This is a genomic window from Pseudomonas sp. NPDC089395 (assembly GCF_044749525.1).
Classification (GTDB): domain Bacteria; phylum Pseudomonadota; class Gammaproteobacteria; order Pseudomonadales; family Pseudomonadaceae; genus Aquipseudomonas.
This window is the reverse complement of record NZ_JBIVID010000004.1, coordinates 335,633-352,829: the sequence shown is the minus strand read 5'-3', so window position 1 is coordinate 352,829 and position 17,197 is coordinate 335,633. Positions and strand designations below refer to the sequence as shown.

The 17,197-nt window shown below is 63.2% G+C and carries 19 protein-coding genes; 9 read left to right on the top strand and 10 right to left on the bottom strand.

Translation table 11 applies throughout. The annotated features are described in order from the left end of the window. The first annotated feature begins 32 nt into the window (after positions 1-32). Entirely contained in the window at positions 33-356 is a 324-nt protein-coding gene (locus ACIPZG_RS12395; RefSeq protein ID WP_008095450.1) for a YqjD family protein, read from the top strand. Here ACIPZG_RS12395 and ACIPZG_RS12390 read toward each other — a convergent pair. Next, positions 353-1,249, bottom strand: a complete 897-nt coding sequence (locus tag ACIPZG_RS12390) for a LysR family transcriptional regulator (RefSeq protein ID WP_400713943.1) — start codon at positions 1,247-1,249, stop codon at positions 353-355. The two genes, ACIPZG_RS12395 and ACIPZG_RS12390, sit on opposite strands and share 4 nt — an antisense overlap. A gap of 110 nt (positions 1,250-1,359) precedes the next feature. Here ACIPZG_RS12390 and trpB point away from each other — a divergent pair, with 110 nt between their 5' ends. Next, entirely contained in the window at positions 1,360-2,577 is a 1,218-nt protein-coding gene (gene trpB / locus ACIPZG_RS12385) for a tryptophan synthase subunit beta (RefSeq protein WP_400713940.1), read from the top strand. After that, positions 2,574-3,383 (top strand): tryptophan synthase subunit alpha, encoded by an 810-nt coding sequence (gene trpA, locus ACIPZG_RS12380; protein ID WP_400713937.1) that lies wholly within the window; start codon positions 2,574-2,576, stop codon positions 3,381-3,383. The genes trpB and trpA overlap by 4 nt, the downstream gene beginning before the upstream one ends. 92 nt (positions 3,384-3,475) lie before the next feature. Here the strand turns inward: trpA and ACIPZG_RS12375 are convergent, their stop codons facing one another. After that, positions 3,476-3,808, bottom strand: a complete 333-nt coding sequence (locus ACIPZG_RS12375; RefSeq protein ID WP_400713934.1) for a DOPA 4,5-dioxygenase family protein — start codon at positions 3,806-3,808, stop codon at positions 3,476-3,478. A 52-nt stretch (positions 3,809-3,860) separates the two neighbouring features. Here ACIPZG_RS12375 and ACIPZG_RS12370 point away from each other — a divergent pair, with 52 nt between their 5' ends. Continuing rightward, positions 3,861-4,475 (top strand): NAD(P)-dependent oxidoreductase, encoded by a 615-nt coding sequence (locus tag ACIPZG_RS12370; RefSeq protein ID WP_400713931.1) that lies wholly within the window; start codon positions 3,861-3,863, stop codon positions 4,473-4,475. Between the two features lie 120 nt (positions 4,476-4,595). On the opposite strand, the gene ACIPZG_RS12365 is transcribed toward ACIPZG_RS12370, so the two are convergent. Continuing rightward, complete coding sequence (locus tag ACIPZG_RS12365; protein WP_400713928.1) at positions 4,596-5,495, bottom strand: choline sulfate utilization transcriptional regulator; 900 nt, start codon at positions 5,493-5,495, stop codon at positions 4,596-4,598. 109 nt (positions 5,496-5,604) lie between these two features. Between ACIPZG_RS12365 and betC the strand changes: the two genes are divergently transcribed. The 3 genes from betC to ACIPZG_RS12350 all read left to right on the top strand — a co-directional run bounded on the left by betC (position 5,605) and on the right by ACIPZG_RS12350 (position 9,756). Beyond that, the gene (gene betC / locus ACIPZG_RS12360; RefSeq protein ID WP_400713925.1) at positions 5,605-7,122 is read left to right on the top strand and encodes a choline-sulfatase; all 1,518 of its coding nucleotides are present in this window, start codon (positions 5,605-5,607) and stop codon (positions 7,120-7,122) included. A gap of 15 nt (positions 7,123-7,137) precedes the next feature. After that, positions 7,138-8,061 (top strand): choline ABC transporter substrate-binding protein, encoded by a 924-nt coding sequence (choX, locus tag ACIPZG_RS12355; RefSeq protein WP_400713922.1) that lies wholly within the window; start codon positions 7,138-7,140, stop codon positions 8,059-8,061. A gap of 132 nt (positions 8,062-8,193) precedes the next feature. Continuing rightward, positions 8,194-9,756 carry a SulP family inorganic anion transporter gene (locus ACIPZG_RS12350; protein WP_400713919.1) on the top strand — a complete coding sequence of 521 codons (1,563 nt, stop codon included), beginning with the start codon at positions 8,194-8,196 and terminating at the stop codon, positions 9,754-9,756. A 334-nt stretch (positions 9,757-10,090) separates the two neighbouring features. On the opposite strand, the gene aroE is transcribed toward ACIPZG_RS12350, so the two are convergent. After that, entirely contained in the window at positions 10,091-10,915 is an 825-nt protein-coding gene (gene aroE / locus ACIPZG_RS12345) for a shikimate dehydrogenase (RefSeq protein ID WP_400713916.1), read from the bottom strand. 25 nt (positions 10,916-10,940) lie between these two features. Next, complete coding sequence (gene hemF, locus ACIPZG_RS12340; protein ID WP_400638573.1) at positions 10,941-11,852, bottom strand: oxygen-dependent coproporphyrinogen oxidase; 912 nt, start codon at positions 11,850-11,852, stop codon at positions 10,941-10,943. 134 nt (positions 11,853-11,986) lie between these two features. On the opposite strand from hemF, the gene ACIPZG_RS12335 reads away from it, so the two are divergent. Next, a complete protein-coding gene (locus ACIPZG_RS12335) occupies positions 11,987-12,964 on the top strand; it encodes an NADPH:quinone reductase (protein WP_400713913.1) in 978 nt (325 codons plus the stop codon). A 178-nt stretch (positions 12,965-13,142) separates the two neighbouring features. On the opposite strand, the gene ACIPZG_RS12330 is transcribed toward ACIPZG_RS12335, so the two are convergent. The 5 genes from ACIPZG_RS12330 to dprA all read right to left on the bottom strand — a co-directional run bounded on the left by ACIPZG_RS12330 (position 13,143) and on the right by dprA (position 16,475). Continuing rightward, positions 13,143-13,451 carry a Txe/YoeB family addiction module toxin gene (locus ACIPZG_RS12330; protein ID WP_400713910.1) on the bottom strand — a complete coding sequence of 103 codons (309 nt, stop codon included), beginning with the start codon at positions 13,449-13,451 and terminating at the stop codon, positions 13,143-13,145. Beyond that, positions 13,417-13,701: a type II toxin-antitoxin system Phd/YefM family antitoxin gene (locus ACIPZG_RS12325; protein WP_400713907.1), complete on the bottom strand. Its 285-nt coding sequence runs from the start codon at positions 13,699-13,701 to the stop codon at positions 13,417-13,419. Before ACIPZG_RS12325 ends, ACIPZG_RS12330 begins: the two co-directional genes overlap by 35 nt. 324 nt (positions 13,702-14,025) lie before the next feature. Then, positions 14,026-14,334 (bottom strand): hypothetical protein, encoded by a 309-nt coding sequence (locus ACIPZG_RS12320; protein ID WP_400713904.1) that lies wholly within the window; start codon positions 14,332-14,334, stop codon positions 14,026-14,028. 447 nt (positions 14,335-14,781) lie between these two features. Further along, positions 14,782-15,339, bottom strand: a complete 558-nt coding sequence (locus ACIPZG_RS12315) for an L-threonylcarbamoyladenylate synthase (RefSeq protein ID WP_400713901.1) — start codon at positions 15,337-15,339, stop codon at positions 14,782-14,784. Between the two features lie 38 nt (positions 15,340-15,377). After that, on the bottom strand, positions 15,378-16,475 hold the full coding sequence (dprA, locus tag ACIPZG_RS12310) for a DNA-processing protein DprA (protein WP_400713898.1): 1,098 nt from the start codon (positions 16,473-16,475) through the stop codon (positions 15,378-15,380). A gap of 206 nt (positions 16,476-16,681) precedes the next feature. On the opposite strand from dprA, the gene def reads away from it, so the two are divergent. Then, positions 16,682-17,188 carry a peptide deformylase gene (gene def / locus ACIPZG_RS12305; RefSeq protein WP_008096558.1) on the top strand — a complete coding sequence of 169 codons (507 nt, stop codon included), beginning with the start codon at positions 16,682-16,684 and terminating at the stop codon, positions 17,186-17,188. The last annotated feature ends 9 nt before the right edge of the window (positions 17,189-17,197 follow it).

Here is a 17,197-nt window from a genome sequence, read left to right as displayed (position 1 = left end):
CCTTACAGTCCATTCTGTAAAGGAGAGTCAACATGCACCGCAACTCGCTGCGTAAAACGTCCCTGGAAAGCATGGAAGCGGAGATCGAAAGCCTTCTGAAAAGCCTGGAAAACCTCAAGCACGATGCCTCGGAGGAATCCCAGAAGTCGGTGAAGGCCATCCGCAGCAACGCGGAAAGCGCGCTGAAACACTCGCGCAGCCTGCTCAGCGATGCTTATGAGGAAGTGAAGACCCGTACCCGCCAGACGGGCATCGCCACCCGCGACTACGCCCAGGAACACCCCGTCACCACCGCCGGGGTGGCGATTGGCGCGCTTGGCCTGCTGGCGGCCTATTTGCTGTACCGCCGCAACTAACCGGCCTGCCGGCCCAACTCGCGGCGCAGCCACTGCGCCAACTGCTCGGCGCGCCCATCCGCGGCGCGCCGTGGCACCCACAGCGCCAGTGCCGCAGGCGTCGGCGAAAAGCCCCAGGGCGCGCACAGCCGCCCGGCGCGCAAGTCGTCCGCCACCAACGGCTGAGGCGCGATAGCCACGCCCAGGCCAGCCACCGCCGCTTCGAGCAAGTAGTACAGGTGCTCGAAGGCTTGACCGTATTTCACCTCGGCGACCTCCAAACCCTGTTTCTCGACCCAGGTCGGCCACGCCTGCGGGCGGGAAGTGGTATGCAGCAACGCCTCGCCGAGCAAGGCTTGGGCGGGCGCACCCCGCAAGCGCTCGAAGCCGCCGTAGTGCGGGCTGAGTACCGGCCCGATGCGCTCCTCGGCCAGCACATGCACCTGCATGTCCGCAGGCCACGGCGGCTCAGCGTAGACCAGCAGTGCATCCAGCCCCGGCCGCCGCGGATCGAGGTCGCCTTCGCCCGCCGACAGGTGCAGGCGCAACTCGGGCAAGTCGGCATTGAGCCGCCCGAGCCTGGGGATGAACCAGCGCGCCAACAGGCTGCCGGAGCAGCCCAGCACGAACGGTGCCTCGCTGGTATCCCGGCTCAACTCGGCACACACCCCGCGCAGCTTGTCGAAGGCTTCGCCGCTGGCATCGCGCAGCCTGATGCCGGCATCTGTGAGTTTGATGCCACGCCCGTCCTTGACGAACAACGCCACCCCCAGGTGCTGCTCAAGCACCTTGATCTGCCGGCTCACGGCACCATGGGTCACGTGCAGCACTTCGGCAGCCTGGCTGACACTGTTGAGCCGAGCAGTCGCCTCGAAGGCCCGCAGGGCGTTGAGGGGAGGGAGGTCCTGGGCCATATGACGTGTGAGTTTTCCTGACAGGTTTGCGCAATCTTATCGGTTTTCAGCCGGGCTTGCCGTGGTTAGAGTAAAGCCCATCACTCATTGCTAACGCCCTGGAGCGCCCCATGACCCAGACCCAATACCGCGCCGGCCCAGACGCCAACGGCCTGTTCGGCTCGTTCGGCGGCCGCTACGTGGCCGAAACCCTGATGCCGCTGGTGCTGGACCTGGCCCGCGAGTACGAAGCGGCCAAGGCCGACCCCAAGTTCCTCGAAGAACTGGCCTACTTCCAGCGCGACTACATCGGCCGCCCCAACCCGCTGTACTTCGCCGAGCGCCTGACCGAGCACTGCGGCGGCGCGAAGATCTTCTTCAAGCGTGAAGAGCTCAACCACACCGGCGCGCACAAGGTGAACAACTGCATCGGCCAGGTGCTGCTGGCCAAGCGCATGGGCAAGAAACGCCTGATCGCCGAAACCGGCGCCGGCATGCACGGCGTGGCCACCGCCACCGTCGCCGCCCGCTTCGGCCTGCCCTGCGTGATCTACATGGGCGCCACCGACATCGAGCGCCAGCAGGCCAACGTGTTCCGCATGAAGCTGCTGGGCGCCGAGATCGTGCCGGTCACCGCCGGTACCGGTACGCTGAAGGACGCCATGAACGAGGCCCTGCGCGACTGGGTCACCAACGTCGACGACACCTTCTACCTGATCGGCACCGTGGCAGGCCCGCACCCGTATCCGGCCATGGTCCGCGACTTCCAGTCGATCATCGGCAAGGAAACCCGCGCCCAACTGCAAGAGAAGGAGGGCCGCCTGCCTGACAGCCTGATCGCCTGCGTGGGTGGTGGCTCCAACGCCATGGGCCTGTTCCACGACTTCCTCGACGACGCCAGCGTGCAGATCATCGGCGTCGAAGCCGGCGGCCACGGCGTCGATACCGACAAGCACGCCGCCAGCCTCAACGGCGGTGTACCGGGCGTGCTGCACGGCAACCGCACCTACCTGCTGCAGGACGACGACGGCCAGATCACCGACGCCCACTCGATCTCCGCCGGCCTGGACTACCCCGGCATCGGCCCGGAGCACGCCTACCTGCACGAAGTGAAGCGCGTGGAGTACGTCAGCATCACCGACGAAGAGGCCCTCGACGCCTTCCACACCACCTGCCGCCTGGAAGGCATCATCCCGGCCCTGGAAAGCTCCCACGCGCTGGCCGAGGCGATCAAGCGCGCGCCGACCCTGCCCAAGGACCATTTGATGGTGATCTGCCTGTCGGGCCGCGGCGACAAAGACATGCAAACCGTGATGAACCACATGGCCGCCCAGGAGAAACAGGCATGAGCCGTCTTGAACAACGCTTCGCCGACCTGAAAGCCGAAGGCCGCGCCGCCTTGGTCACCTTTGTGACCGCGGGTGACCCTGGCTACGACGCCTCGCTGCAGATCCTCAAGGGCTTGCCGGCTGCCGGTGCCGACGTGATCGAACTGGGCATGCCGTTCACCGACCCGATGGCCGATGGCGTGGCCATTCAGCTGGCCACCCTGCGCGCCCTGGAAGCCGGCCAGACCCTGGCCAAGACCCTGCAGATGGTGCGTGAATTCCGCATTGGCAACCAGGCTACGCCGATCGTGCTGATGGGTTACTACAACCCGATCCACCGCTTTGGTGTGGAGAAGTTCGTCGCTGAGGCCAAAGAGGCCGGCGTCGATGGCCTGATCATCGTCGACCTGCCGCCGGAGCACGACGCCGAGCTGGCCACCCCGGCACAAGCCGCCGGCATCGACTTCATTCGCCTGACCACCCCGACTACCGACGATGCGCGCCTGCCGCGCGTGCTGGAACGCAGCTCCGGGTTCGTCTACTACGTTTCGGTGGCGGGTGTGACCGGTGCAGGCTCGGCGACCACCGAGCACGTGACCGAGGCGATTACCCGCCTGCGTCGGCATACCGACCTGCCGATCAGCGTTGGTTTCGGTATTCGCACGCCGGAGCAGGCGGCGGCGATTGCCCGTTTGGCCGATGGCGTGGTGGTGGGGTCGGCGCTGGTCGACAAGATCGCTCAGGCCAAGGATGCCGATCAGGCTGTCAGCGATGTATTGAGCCTGTGCTCGGCCCTGGCTGAAGGGGTGCGCGGCGCGCGTTCCTGATCCGCGTCGCCTTCATCGCCGGCAAGCCGGCTCCCACAGGGTCATGTGCAACGCACCCCCTGTGGGAGCCGGCTTGCCGGCGAGAGGGCCACCTATTTCTCAAAGATCGACAGATCCAAAGGCCTGACAGCCCCCATCCAGATCGCATGATCCCGGTGATCGGCCAGCTCATCCCCCGTCAGCGGATGCAGAAACACCACCAGCCCCTTCCGATACAACGCCAACCACGGCAACACCACCCCCACCACCTCCGGCTCGAACGCCAGCTGGCAGCTCCAGTCCGGGTGCGGCCCGACCGGCTTCTGGTGCAGGCGGCCCATGGTCACGGGAAACAGCCGCGCCGCTTCCTCACACAGGTTGCGGGCCTGCTCGAGGGTCGATGCGTCGTAGTAAACGTGGGCGTGATAGCCCTTGATCCTCTGCACGATATCTCCTGATTGCGGTCAAACCATCACCACCTGCGAAGGGAGTGACGTGGTGAAAAATGCCGAAACCCCAGTGTTCAAACTGGTCCTGTTCGGGGCTGAAAGCAGCCTGGGCAGTGCCCTGATGGTCGAGCTGCTGTCGCGCCAGCATGAAGTCACGGCCGTGGTCGATGACCTCAATCGCCACGCCCCGCGCCCGGGCCTGCACTTTAAGATAGGCGGGCTGGCTGACGCTGACCAGGCGGAGCAGGGCGCCGCAGGCGGCTCGGCAGTGATTGCCCTGCTTCCCGCGCTGGCGCCGGGTGATCTGCCTGCACAGTGGCGCATGAGCGAGGCGCTGGTGGCCGGGCTAGGTCGCACGACTATACGCCGGCTGCTGCTGGTGGGCGATTTCGCTGTACTGGATACGCCGGGCAGCTACTCCGACGAGGAACGCGGGTGCGTCGATCAGGTGGTCGATGCACTGCAGCGCAGTGCCCTGCACTGGACGCTGATCAATGCGCCGCAGGACTACCCTGGAATGGGGATCGAGCACTTTCGCACGGCCAGCGGTACGGTGGAGCCGGAGCTGGATGAGCCGTTGCGGCGCTTGTCCGGGGTGGCGGCGGGGATGGTCGACATGCTGGAGCTGGGGCTGCATCGGGGTGAGCATCTGAACTTCGTTTGATAGATCGCTGGGGCTGCTTTGCAGCCCTTTCGCGACACAAGGCCGCTCCTACAGAGGTCGCGGTGCCTTTGTAGGAGCGGCCTTGTGTCGCGAAAGGGTCGCAAAGCGGCCCCAAAAGCCTCACTGCCCCCGCTCATTTTCCAGCCAATCCACGAACCGCTCAATCAGCGCCCCCCGCCGCTTGCGCGGCGGCAGCACCACGTAATACCCACGCTTGGACCGCAAACTCCCCTCCAACGGTCGACACAACAACCCTTGCTCCACCAACCCATCGACCAGATGCCCCCAGCCAATCGCCACCCCCTGGCCGGCAATCGCCGCCTGGATCAGCAACGTATAGTTATCGAACCGCAACTGCCCAGCCGAGGGTGGGCTAGCCACCCCAAACCCGCGAAACACCCCCGCCCAATCGAACCAGCCACTGGACTGTTCGCCCCGCAAATGAAGCAAGGGCAAACGCTGCAAAGCCACGGCTGACAAGGGTTTGCCATGAATCAGCCGAGGGCTGCAGACCGGGAAGACTTCCTCATCGAACAGCCAGCGGCTCTCCCCCTGATGAAAGCGCCCATCGCCGAACAGCACCGCCACGTCGATATCCGGCCGCAGCATGGCCTGGCTGCGCTCACCCGTCACCAGGCTCACATCGACCTGTGGGTAAGCCTCATGGAAGCGCTGCAGGCGAGGCATCAGCCAGTAGGCTGCAAAGGCAAAATCGGTGGCCACCTGCAGCACCTCTCGCTGGCCACGCCCACTGACTTCGGCAATGCCATCGTCCATCGCCTGCAGGCCCTGGTGGACCTGTTCGAACAACTGCTGGCCCGCCTCGGTCAGTTCGATGCCTCGGTAGATGCGGTCGAACAACCGCGTACTCAACTGCGCTTCCAGGCGTTTGACCTGCTGGCTCACCGCCGGCTGCGTGGTGCCCAGCTCCAGCGCGGCGGCCGTGAACCCGCGCAGGCGTGCGGCGGCCTCAAACACGCGCAAGGTATCCAATGACAGCTCGGCGAGGTGATCAAACATAAGCTCGGCTAATCCCAGTCATTGCCCGCCATGGGCTTTACCCATGTTATCCCCAGTCGCATCTTGGTAGGCAAGCGGTTCGCATAACCCTAAACAATGGAAGCCTCCCATGACGCGCCCGAATATCCTGTTCATCATGGCCGACCAGATGGCCGCCCCCCTGCTGCCGATCTACGCCCCATCGCCCATCCAGATGCCGCACCTGAGCCGCCTGGCCGAACAGGCGGTGGTGTTCGATTCGGCCTACTGCAACAGCCCGTTGTGCGCACCGTCACGCTTCACCCTGGTCAGTGGCCAGCTGCCCAGCCGCATCGGCGCCTACGACAATGCCGCCGACTTCCCCGCCGACATACCCACCTACGCCCACTACCTGCGCCGGCTCGGCTATCGCACGGCGCTGTCGGGCAAGATGCATTTCTGCGGCCCGGACCAGTTGCATGGATACGAACAACGCCTGACCAGCGACATCTACCCTGCCGACTACGGCTGGGCGGTGAACTGGGATGCCCTGGACGCGCGCCCGAGCTGGTACCACAACATGTCGTCGGTGCTGCAAGCCGGCCCCTGCGTGCGTACCAACCAGCTGGATTTCGATGAGGAGGTGGTGTTCAAGGCGCGCCAGTACCTGTACGACCATGTGCGTGAAAACGATGGCCGGCCGTTCTGCCTGACCGTGTCCATGACCCACCCGCACGACCCGTACACCATTCCCAAGCGCTACTGGGATCGCTACGAAGGTGTGGATATCCCCATGCCCCGCGCCGCGTTCAGCCAGCAAGCACTGGACCCGCATTCACAACGCCTGCTCAAGGTCTACGACCTGTGGGACAAGTCCCTGCCTGTGGACAAGATCCGCGACGCCCGCCGCGCCTACTTCGGCGCCTGCAGCTACATTGACGACAACATCGGCCAACTGCTGCAGACCCTGGAGGAGTGCAACCTGGCCGACGACACCCTGATCGTGTTCTCCGGCGACCATGGCGACATGCTGGGCGAGCGCGGGCTCTGGTACAAGATGCACTGGTTCGAGATGTCGGCACGAGTGCCGCTGCTCATCCACGCGCCCAAGCGCTTTGCAGCTGCGCGGGTGAGCGCGTCGGTGTCGACCTGCGACTTGCTACCGACCCTGGTCGAACTGGCCGGCGGGGCTGTGGATAAATCCCTGCACCTGGACGGCCGCTCGCTGCTCGGCCATTTGCAAGGGCAGGGTGGCCACGACGAGGTGATTGGCGAATACATGGCAGAAGGCACGGTCGGCCCGCTGATGATGATCCGCCGCGGCGCCTACAAGTTCGTGTACAGCGAAGACGACCCCTGTTTACTCTATGACCTGAGCCGCGACCCGCACGAACGGGAGAACCTCACCGGCAGCCCTGACCACCAGGAGCTGCTGCAGGCATTTGTCGATGAAGCCCGCGCGCGTTGGGATATCCCCAGCCTGCGCCAGCAGGTACTGGCCAGCCAACGGCGCCGCCGCCTGGTGGCCGAGGCGCTGGCAATAGGCACGCTGAAAAGCTGGGACCACCAACCCTGGGTGGACGCCAGCCAACAGTACATGCGCAATCACATCGATCTCGACGACCTCGAGCGCAAGGCACGTTACCCACAGCCCGCACCCATGGATTGATGAAGAGAGGCCGCCATGCACAAGTTCTCCACCGCCGTGATCGCCCTGGCCCTTGGCTTGGCCAACGTCACGGCCCACGCCGACGACGCGCAATGCAGCACCGTGAAGCTGGCCGACCCCGGCTGGAGCGACATTGCATCCACCAATGCCATTGCCCGGCTGCTCCTGGAGCGCCTGGGCTACCAGGTCAAGGTCGACAGCCTGGCAGTGCCGATCATTTACGGCGGCCTGAAGGACGGCAAGGTCGATGCCTTCTTCGGCAACTGGATGCCGGCGCAGCAGGGCTTCCATGACAAATTCATCGCCAATGGCGATGTGCAGCAGCTCGCGCGCAACCTGGAGGGAACCGAATTCACCCTGGCGGTGCCCGACTACGTGTGGAATGCCGGCGTGAAGGATTTCGCGGACTTGCAGAAACACGCCGACCAGTTCGACAAGAAGCTTTACGGCATAGGCTCCGGCGCCCCCGCCAACCTGTCGCTGAAGGCGATCATCGACAAGAATGAGTTCGACCTCGGCCAGTGGAAGCTGGTGGAGTCGAGTGAACAGGCAATGCTGGCGCAGGTCGACCGCGCGGTGAAGAAGCACCAGTTCATCACCTTCCTCGGCTGGACACCGCACCCGATGAACGTGAAGTTGAAGATGCACTACCTGACGGGCGGGGAGCAGTGGTTTGGCAGCAAAGGCGAGGTCTACACCCTGACCCGCAAGGGTTATCCACAAGCCTGCCCGAATGCGGCTAAGCTGCTGGGCAATCTGAAATTTACCCTGGACATGGAAAACAGCATCATGGCCGAGGTTGTGGATAAGAAGATCAGCTTTGATGAGGCGGCCAAGGCTTGGGTCAAGGAGCATCCCGAAGTCCTGGAAAGTTGGTTGGCTGGAGTGACTACTCAAACGGGCAGCGATGCAAAAGAGGCTGTCATAGCCAAACTGTGATTTTTACGCCTGTGGGAGCGGGCTTGCCCCGCGATGAAGACCCCGCGGTGCATGGCACCGGCTTCGCCGATGTTCGCGGGGCAAGCCCGCTCCCACAGTGTTCGGCGCACCGACAAGGATCCTGGAAAACTCATGCTTCGCCTCATCCACCTGCTGCCCTTCATCGCCTGGCTCCCCTGCCAATCGGGCCGCAGCCTGCGTCAGGACCTGCTGGTGGGCCTGAGCGGTGCGATTCTCGCCCTGCCACAATCGATCGCCTACGCCCTGATCGCCGGCCTGCCCGCCGAATACGGCCTGTACGCCGCCATCGTGCCGGTGCTGATCGCCTGCTTGTGGGGCTCCTCCTGGCACCTGATCTGCGGCCCCACCGCCGCCATCTCCATTGTCCTCTACGCCAGCATCAGCCCTTTGGCCGTGGCCGGGAGCGACGACTACGTCACCTTGGTGTTGCTGCTGACGTTCCTCGGCGGCATTTTCCAATTGCTGCTCGGCCTGCTGCGCTTCGGCGCGCTGGTCAATTTCGTCTCCCATTCGGTGGTGCTCGGGTTTACCCTGGGCGCCGCCATCGTCATCGCCCTCGGCCAGTTGCCGAACCTGATGGGCATGGACCTGCCGAGTCAGGCCACGGCGCTGAAGACCGTGCAGGACCTGACTAGCCATGCCGGCGAGGTCGACCTGCCATCGCTGCTGCTTGGTTTGGCGACCGTGGTGATCGGCGTGGCCTTCAAATTGTGGCGCCCGCGCTGGCCGAGCCTGTTGATAAGCCTGATCATGGTCAGCTTATTGGCCTGGCTGCTACCCGGCTTCTTTGGCCATGTAGCGCGCGTGCCAGCCTTTACCGGCCAGTTGCCGCCGCTCAGCCCATTGCCGTTGCTGGACCTGGAGTTGGTCCTGCGCTTGCTGCCCAGCGCCGTTGCGGTCGGCATGCTCGGCTTGGTAACCAGCCTGTCGATCGCCCGCTCGCTTTCGGCACGCTCGGAACAACTGATCGACGTCGACCAGGAAATCCGCGCCCAGGGCTTGTCGAACATCGTTGGCGCCTTCTTTTCCGGCTATCTGTCTTCCGGCTCGTTTACACGATCGGGCCTGAGCTACGACGCCGGCGCCCGCTCTCCCCTGGCTGGCGTGTTTTCGGCGTTGTGGGTGGCGTTGTTCGCGGTGACGGGCGCCGGCCTGATCGCGCACCTGCCGATCCCAGCCATGGCGGGCAGCATCCTGCTGATCTGCTGGGGGTTGGTCGATCACCGGGCGATTCGTGCGCTGTTCCGGGTCAGCCGTTCGGAATTCCTGGTCATGGCCCTGACCGCTGCGGCGACCTTGCTGCTGGAGCTGCAGACGGCGATTTACGCCGGGGTGCTGGCATCGCTGTTCTTCTACCTCAAGCGCACGTCACGGCCACGGGTGCAGCAGAGCCGTGAAGGGCAGGCCGACGTGCTGCGGGTGGGCGGGTCAATCTTCTTTGGCGCGGCGCATTACCTGCAGGTACGCTTGCAGCGCTGCCAGGGGCCGCATGTGGTGATCGATGCGCGGCAGGTGAACTTCATCGATTACTCGGGAGTGGACATGCTGCACCGCGAGGCGCGGCGGTTGATGCGCTCGGGCGGCAGCCTGACCTTGCACCGTGCTCGGCCGCAGGTGATCGAGGAGCTGCTGAAACTGGAGGGTACAGCCTGCCCGATACGCTTCGAGGAATAGGTACGCAACTAGCATTTTTACCAGTTGTCCTGCGCGAACCGAACAGTAAAAGTAGCTGCGACCCCCTCTCGGCAGGACCCAGACATGAATATCTCCAGGGCTCGGATTGCCTTCGCTTTGCTGCCTTGTCTGGCAGCCACGGCTTCCGGTTCGCCTATGGAGGACTGTTGGTCAGTTGCCGATGCGCAAGCTCGCATAGTTCGCCTAGAAGCAGACATGTCTGCCCGCGAAGCCTATACGGGCAAGGAACAATCAACGGCCAAAGTGGCCTACTACCGCGAGCAGATCGCACTCGAACGGCGCTTCATCGAGCAAGCCAACAGCCCTTCAGGCCTCAATTGCGCGCCAGCTGTCGCCGCAACTCAGCCAGCACAGGCGCCGTGTCCGGCCGCACGCCACGCCAGATGAAGAACGCCTCGGCCGCCTGCTCAGCCAACATCCCCAGCCCATCCAGCACCTTGGCCGCACCCAACCGAGAAGCCCACAGGCAGAACGGTGTCGGCTCCTTGCCATACATCATGTCGTAGCACACCGTGCGCCCTGCCTCGACCAGGCTTTCGGCAATCGGCGGCAACTCGCCGGACAGGCTCGCCGAGGTGGCGTTGATGATCACGTCCACCGGCTCCTGCAACCAGCCAAACCCGCTGGCCACCACCGGCCCCAGCTCAGCGAACTCACGCGCCAGCTGCTCGGCCTTTTCCACCGTGCGGTTGGCGATCACCAGCGATTGCGGGTCGAGGGCCAGAATCGGCTCCAGCACACCCCGTACCGCACCCCCGGCGCCCAGAATGAGAATGCGCTTGCCGGTGAGCTCGACCCCGGCATTCACCGTCAGGTCACGCACCAGACCGGCGCCATCGGTGTTGTCACCTTGCAACGTGCCGTCCGCCAGCTTGCTCAGCGTATTCACCGCCCCGGCACGCTGGGCGCGTGGGGTGAGGCTGTCGCACAGCCGGTAGGCCTCTTCCTTGAACGGCACGGTCACGTTGGCGCCGCTGCCTTGCTTGAAGAAGCCACGGGCGCAGTCGCTGAACTCATCCACCGGCGCCAGCAGGGTGGTGTACTCCAGGTCCTGGCCGGTCTGTTCGGCGAACAGCCGATGAATCAGCGGCGACTTGCTGTGGCCAATCGGGTTACCGAAAACGACGTACTGGTCCATGGGGGCTCCTCGGTTATCCACAGGCTTACTGGGCGAGCCAGTCGCGGTCTTGCAGGAAGTATTCGGTCAGGCGTGCTTCCTCACTACCCGGCACGGCCTTCCAGTCGTAGCCCCAGCGTACCTGCGGCGGCAGCGACATGAGGATCGACTCGGTGCGACCGCCTGACTGCAGGCCGAACAGGGTGCCACGGTCGTAGACCAGGTTGAACTCCACGTAGCGACCGCGGCGGTACTCCTGGAACTCGCGCTGCTCAGGGGTGTAGGGCGTATCCTTGCGGCGCTGGACGATGGGCAGGTAAGCATCGATGTAGGCATCGCCGATGGCGCGGATGAAGGCGAAGCAGGTGTCGAAGTCCCACTCGTTCAGGTCATCGAAGAACAATCCGCCAATGCCGCGCGGCTCGCCCCGGTGCTTGAGGTGGAAGTAGCGGTCGCACCAGGCCTTGTAGCGCGGGTAGACGTCGGCGCCGAACGGCGCGCAAGCCTGCTCGGCCACGCGGTGCCAGTGGATGCAATCTTCTTCATTGCCGTAGTACGGGGTCAGGTCGAAGCCGCCACCGAACCACCAGACCGCTTCTTCGCCTTCCTTCTCGGCGATGAAGAAACGCACATTGGCGTGGGACGTCGGCACATGCGGGTTGTGCGGGTGGATCACCAGCGACACGCCCAGGGCTTCGAAACCACGGCCCGCCAGCTCGGGGCGGTGGGCGCTGGCCGACGGCGGCAGGCCGGCACCGAACACGTGGGAGAAGTTCACGCCGCCTTTCTCGATCAGCTTGCCCTCGCCGATGACCCGCGTGCGCCCCCCGCCGCCAGCTTCGCGCACCCAGGCATCCTCGACGAAGCGGGCGCCGCCGTCTTCGGCTTCGAGGGCAGAGCAGATGCGGTCTTGCAGGTCGAGCAGGTAGGCTTTCACGGCCTCGGTGCGGCTAGTCATCGGGTCACCAGGAACGGGCAGGGAAGAATTCGCCGCGTAGCATACCACCGCCAGAGCGCGCGCCGCAGTTGACGGCGGTCAAGCAAAGGCGTCCGATAGAAGGCCTTTTCCGATCCCGACAACAGGAGTGCGAGATGGCCAAGCGTATCCAGTTCAGCCAGCATGGCGGCCCCGAAGTGCTGCAGCTTGTGGAGTTCGACCCCGCACCACCCGGGCCGCAGCAAGTACGCGTGCGTAACCATGCAATCGGCTTGAACTTCATCGACACCTATTTCCGCAACGGGCTGTACGCACCGCCTGCGCTGCCTTCTGGCCTGGGCACCGAGGGCGCCGGGGTGGTCGATGCGATTGGAGAGGGCGTGACTCGCCTGAAAGTGGGTGACCGGGTGGCCTACGCCGTCGGCCCGCTGGGCGCCTACAGCGAAGTGCATACGCTGCCGGAGGCCAACCTGGTGAAGCTGCCCGACAACATCAGCTTCGAACAGGCAGCGGCGGTGATGCTCAAGGGTTTGACCGTGCAGTACCTGCTCAAGCAGACCTACGCCGTGCAGCCGGGCGACGTGATCCTGTTCCATGCTGCGGCAGGGGGCGTGGGCTCGCTGGCGTGCCAATGGGCCAAGGCGCTGGGCGCCAAGCTGATCGGCACCGTCAGCTCCGCCGAGAAGGCCGAACGGGCCAAGGCATTGGGGGCGTGGGCGACCATCGACTACAGCCGCGAGGACGTGGCCAAGCGGGTGCTGGAACTGACCGATGGCAAGAAATGCCCCGTGGTGTATGACGGCGTCGGCGCCGACACCTGGCTGACCTCGCTGGACTGCCTGCAGCCGCGTGGGTTGATGGTGAGCTTTGGCAATGCCTCGGGCGCGGTGAGTGGGGTGAACCTTGGGATTCTGGCGCAGAAGGGCGCGCTGTACGTCACCCGGCCGACCTTGGCCAGCTATGCCAACAATGCCGAGAACACGCAGGCCATGGCGGATGATCTGTTTGCCATGATTGGCAGTGGCAAGCTGGTTGTGGATATCCAGCAGCGTTATCCGCTGAGCGAGGCGGCCAAGGCGCAGACTGAGCTGTCGGCACGGCGGACTGTGGGGTCGACTGTTCTACTGCCTTGAACCCTGGGGCCGCTTTGCGGCCCATTCGCCGGCAAGCCGGCTCCCACAGGATCTATGCCGCTCTTGCAGGCGACGGTGTACCTGTGGGGGCTGGCTTGCCAGCGATAGCGCCAGATCAGCCAGCGGCAGTGTTCGCCATTGGCGCGCCTTCAATGCCCGGAGAAGACAGGCGACATGATCAATTATCGTAGTGGTATCTGCACTGCAAGATAGTCATCTGCCCACCTTCAAAGAGGTAGACCAGTCGGTGTTCGCGGGTAATACGACGAGACCAGAATCCTGAAAGATCACCCTTCAGAGGCTCAGGTTTGCCAGTGCCCTTGAAAGGGGTACGCAGGCATTCCTTGATCAATGTGTTGATCGTTGCAAACACATCAACGTCAGCATCTTTCCAATGACAGTAGTCTTCCCAGCCTTCCGCAGTAAACGCAACGCTCACAGAATTGCGCGCTTCAGTCTTGTTCCGCTGCTTTGACTTCATGTTCATCTATGGACAGCTCATGGCAAGCCGCTTTACCCGACCGCAGCTGATCGATGGATGCGCGCAAGCGCTTGGCATTGGCTGAAGAGCCCAACAAATACAGGGTCTCTTGCATGCCGTTGTAGTCCTCGAGCGAGATCATGACCACCGGCTCACCACGCTGTCGCGTGATGATCGCGGGTTCGTGATCCCGGCATACATCATCCATCGTCTGCTTCAGGTCGGCGCGAGCCTGGCTAAAAGTCAGTACATGCATTTTTTCAAATCCTTCCCAAGCAGGGCCTGGATCAGGTTTTTCTCAACCCAACCAGGACAACTGGATGGGCAATAGGCTTGGTTCTGCAAACACAAACATTGTACAAGCCTAGGTACAAACCTCAACGTCTCATGGTCGGATACCAAGAAAACACGAAGCATAGAATGGACGACTGAGAGCAGGGAGGTGATTGCCCTCTACAGTGCGTGTAGGAAACATCTGTGTTGGAAGGATCGCTGACAAGCTGGCTCCCACGGATGCAGATCTGCTCTCAAGAGCGACTGATGAACCTGTGGGAGCCGGCTTGCCGGCGATAGCGCCAGATCAGCCGACAGAGTTGTTAGACACAGGTGAGGATTCAATGCCATCCAGCATCGCCTCTACCAACCCCTCTGCCATTTCGATCGCATGCAGGTTCGACCAGTACATGCCGCGGCCTTCTTCGCGCAAGTAATCGAGTGTCTTGTAACCCGTCTCGTAGGCGCAGCGCAGGTAGAGCGCTACATGCACCAGCGCGTCGGCGGCGGGGATGTTCGGATTTACGCTGAAGAGCGCTTCATGGCCGGCGTCGCAGCGGCCGAAGGAGCGAGCGCAAGTGCAAGGGAGTGGTGGATCGGGGACTATCTTTTTCATTGGAAACTCTCACTTCAATGCCCCACCTAGTCGTTACCACACGATTAGGTGGCAGCTGTACACGGGGTGGTAAACCGGAGAGAGTTCCCAAACCCGGCAGGCACGAAGCCTCCCGCGTACAGCCGCCATTGACTGCGAGGAACTCTCTCCATTCGGGTTACCACACCCGATCGCCAAGTTATTCGGCGACGGTCTGAAGCCTAGAGGCAGGAGTTCCTACTGAGAAGGTGATGGTATTCGATTCGAGTTGTAGGAATTTTCCCAAATTCGTATTTGATAAGACACTTCAGAAAAGCCAGCGCCCCTTTGTAGGAGCGGCCCTGTGTCGCGAAAGGGCCGCAAAGCGGCCCCCGAGTGCAATGCCGGTGCGGAAATTGATGGGGCTGCTACGCAGCCCTTTCGCGACACAAGGCCGCTCCTACAGCAATTAGCGCTCACCCAAGAGGATCAACCCGGGCGAACAACCTCGCCGGTTGCCAGATCGCGAATCACACTCGGATTCTTCCGCCCCCCCAGCGCCCCACCGAGCACCAGGTCCAGTTGTCCGTGGAAATACTGCTCCACCCGCAACCGCGTCTTCGCCGCCGGCCGCCCACCCGGGTTGCACGACGTGGAAATCAACGGCCCCACCAACGCACACAACTCACGCACCTGCGGATGATCACTGACCCGCAGCGCCACCGTGTCATGCTGCCCCGTCACCCACTCCGGCAACAGCTCCTGATGCGGCACCAACCAGGTATTGGGCCCGGGCCAGGTACTGCCCATGCGGTCGATCCAGTCTTCCGGGAAATCCTCGAACAGGAAATCGAACTGGCGGATGTTGTCGGCGACCAGAATCAGGCCTTTATCCACAGGCCGCGACTTGAGCGCCAGCAGGCGATACACCGCGTCCTCGTTCCACGGGTCGCAGCCCAGGCCCCAGACCGCTTCTGTCGGGTAGGCGATTACCGCGCCCGCCCGAATCTCACGCGCGGCTTGTTGCACACGCCAACTGCTCACCATTTGTGTTTCTCCGCATTTAAGCCATGACGGCAGTTTACTTAGCCCACGCGGGCAAACCAACGCCCAGCTTCATTACTCACTCGGCCTTCGAGCTCCAGCTCGGTCAATTGCGCCAGTACCTGCGCCAGTGGTTGCTTGCTGCAAACCGCCAGCGCCTCGCTGGTCTGCGGTGCGGCATGCAGCAATGCCAGCAGGGGATGCGACGTTTTATCCACAATCACCGGCGGCATGTTCTGCCAACCCTGCAAGGTTTCCAGGATCTGTTCCACGCTTTCCACCAGCAACGCACCGTCGCGGATCAACTGGTGGCAACCCTTGGCACCGGGATGGTGGATCGAACCGGGAATGGCATAGACCTCACGGCCCTGCTCGGCTGCCAGGCGGGCCGTGATCAACGAACCACTGGCCAGGCTCGCCTCGACCACCAGAACGCCAAGCGACAGCCCGCTGATAATGCGATTGCGCCGCGGGAAGTTGCCCGGCAGCGGCCCAGCATCCAGCGGAAACTCCGAAATCAGCGCGCTACCGCTGTCGACCATCGCCTTGGCCAGCTCACGGTGGCGCTGTGGATAAAGTTTTTGCAGCCCCGTACCGAGTACGCCGATAGTCCCTCCTCCAGCCTGCAAGGCAGCCCGATGAGCGGCACCGTCTATCCCCAAGGCAAGGCCACTGGTGATGGTGAACCCGGCTTGCGACAGGTAACGGGAAAATCCTCTGGCGTTATCGATGGCGGGGGGTGAAGCACGCCTGCTGCCCACAATTGCCAGCTGCGGGCGGTCGAGCAACGCGGGCTCACCGGCCACGAAAAGCAGCGGTGGGGCATCGTCTATTTCGGCCAGCAGCGCGGGGTAACTTGGGCTGTCCCACATCAGTAAATGCTGGCCCGGCCGCTCTAACCAGGCCATTGCGGCCAATGCCCCGTCGCGCACCTGGGCACTGCGCCGGGCATCGATGGTGGCCTGCGCCATGCCCAGCGCACGCCATGCCCCGGCCGGGGCGCTGAGCGCCGAAGAGGCGCTGCCAAAAGCTTTCAGCAAGGCGTGAAAGCGACGCAACCCGACCTCGGGGAGGCGATGCAGACGCAATCGGGCCTCGATTTCGGCAGGCGAACAAAGCGACGAGTGGTGGTTGGACATGGGGATCATCCTTGATCGAAAGAGGGCCAATTACGTGGCACAACCTGTGGATAACTGTGTGGGTAACAGTTTGAAAAGCTGTCCATGAATTGGACGCTATCAAGCCCATAGACACCCTAGTCGAGCTTGCCAGGTGCCGAAATCGTCGATTCCCTTTATTATGTGTGCTCAGTTTTCAACCGAACGCACAGTGACTGCCTGACCTTATGGCCATCTTGAACATTCTCGAATTCCCGGACCCGCGCCTGCGCACCATTGCCAAACCGGTGACGGAGTTCGACGACGCCCTGCGTCAGCTGATCGACGACATGTTTGAAACCATGTACGAAGCCCCGGGCATCGGCCTGGCCGCTACCCAGGTCAACGTGCACAAGCAGGTTGTGGTCATGGACCTGAGCGAAGACCGCAGCGAGCCGCGCGTCTTCATCAACCCCACGGTCGAAGAGCTGACCCACGACATGGGCCAGTACCAGGAAGGCTGCCTGTCGGTGCCTGGCTTCTACGAGAACGTCGACCGCCCGTTGCGCGTGCGGGTCAAGGCCCAGGACCGCGACGGCAAGCCGTTCGAGCTGGAATGCGAAGGCCTGTTGGCGGTGTGCGTGCAGCACGAGTTCGATCACCTCAACGGCAAGCTGTTCGTTGACTACCTGTCGCAACTCAAACGCGACCGGATCAAGAAGAAGCTGGAAAAGCAGCACCGCCAGCAAGCCTGATCCCTACCT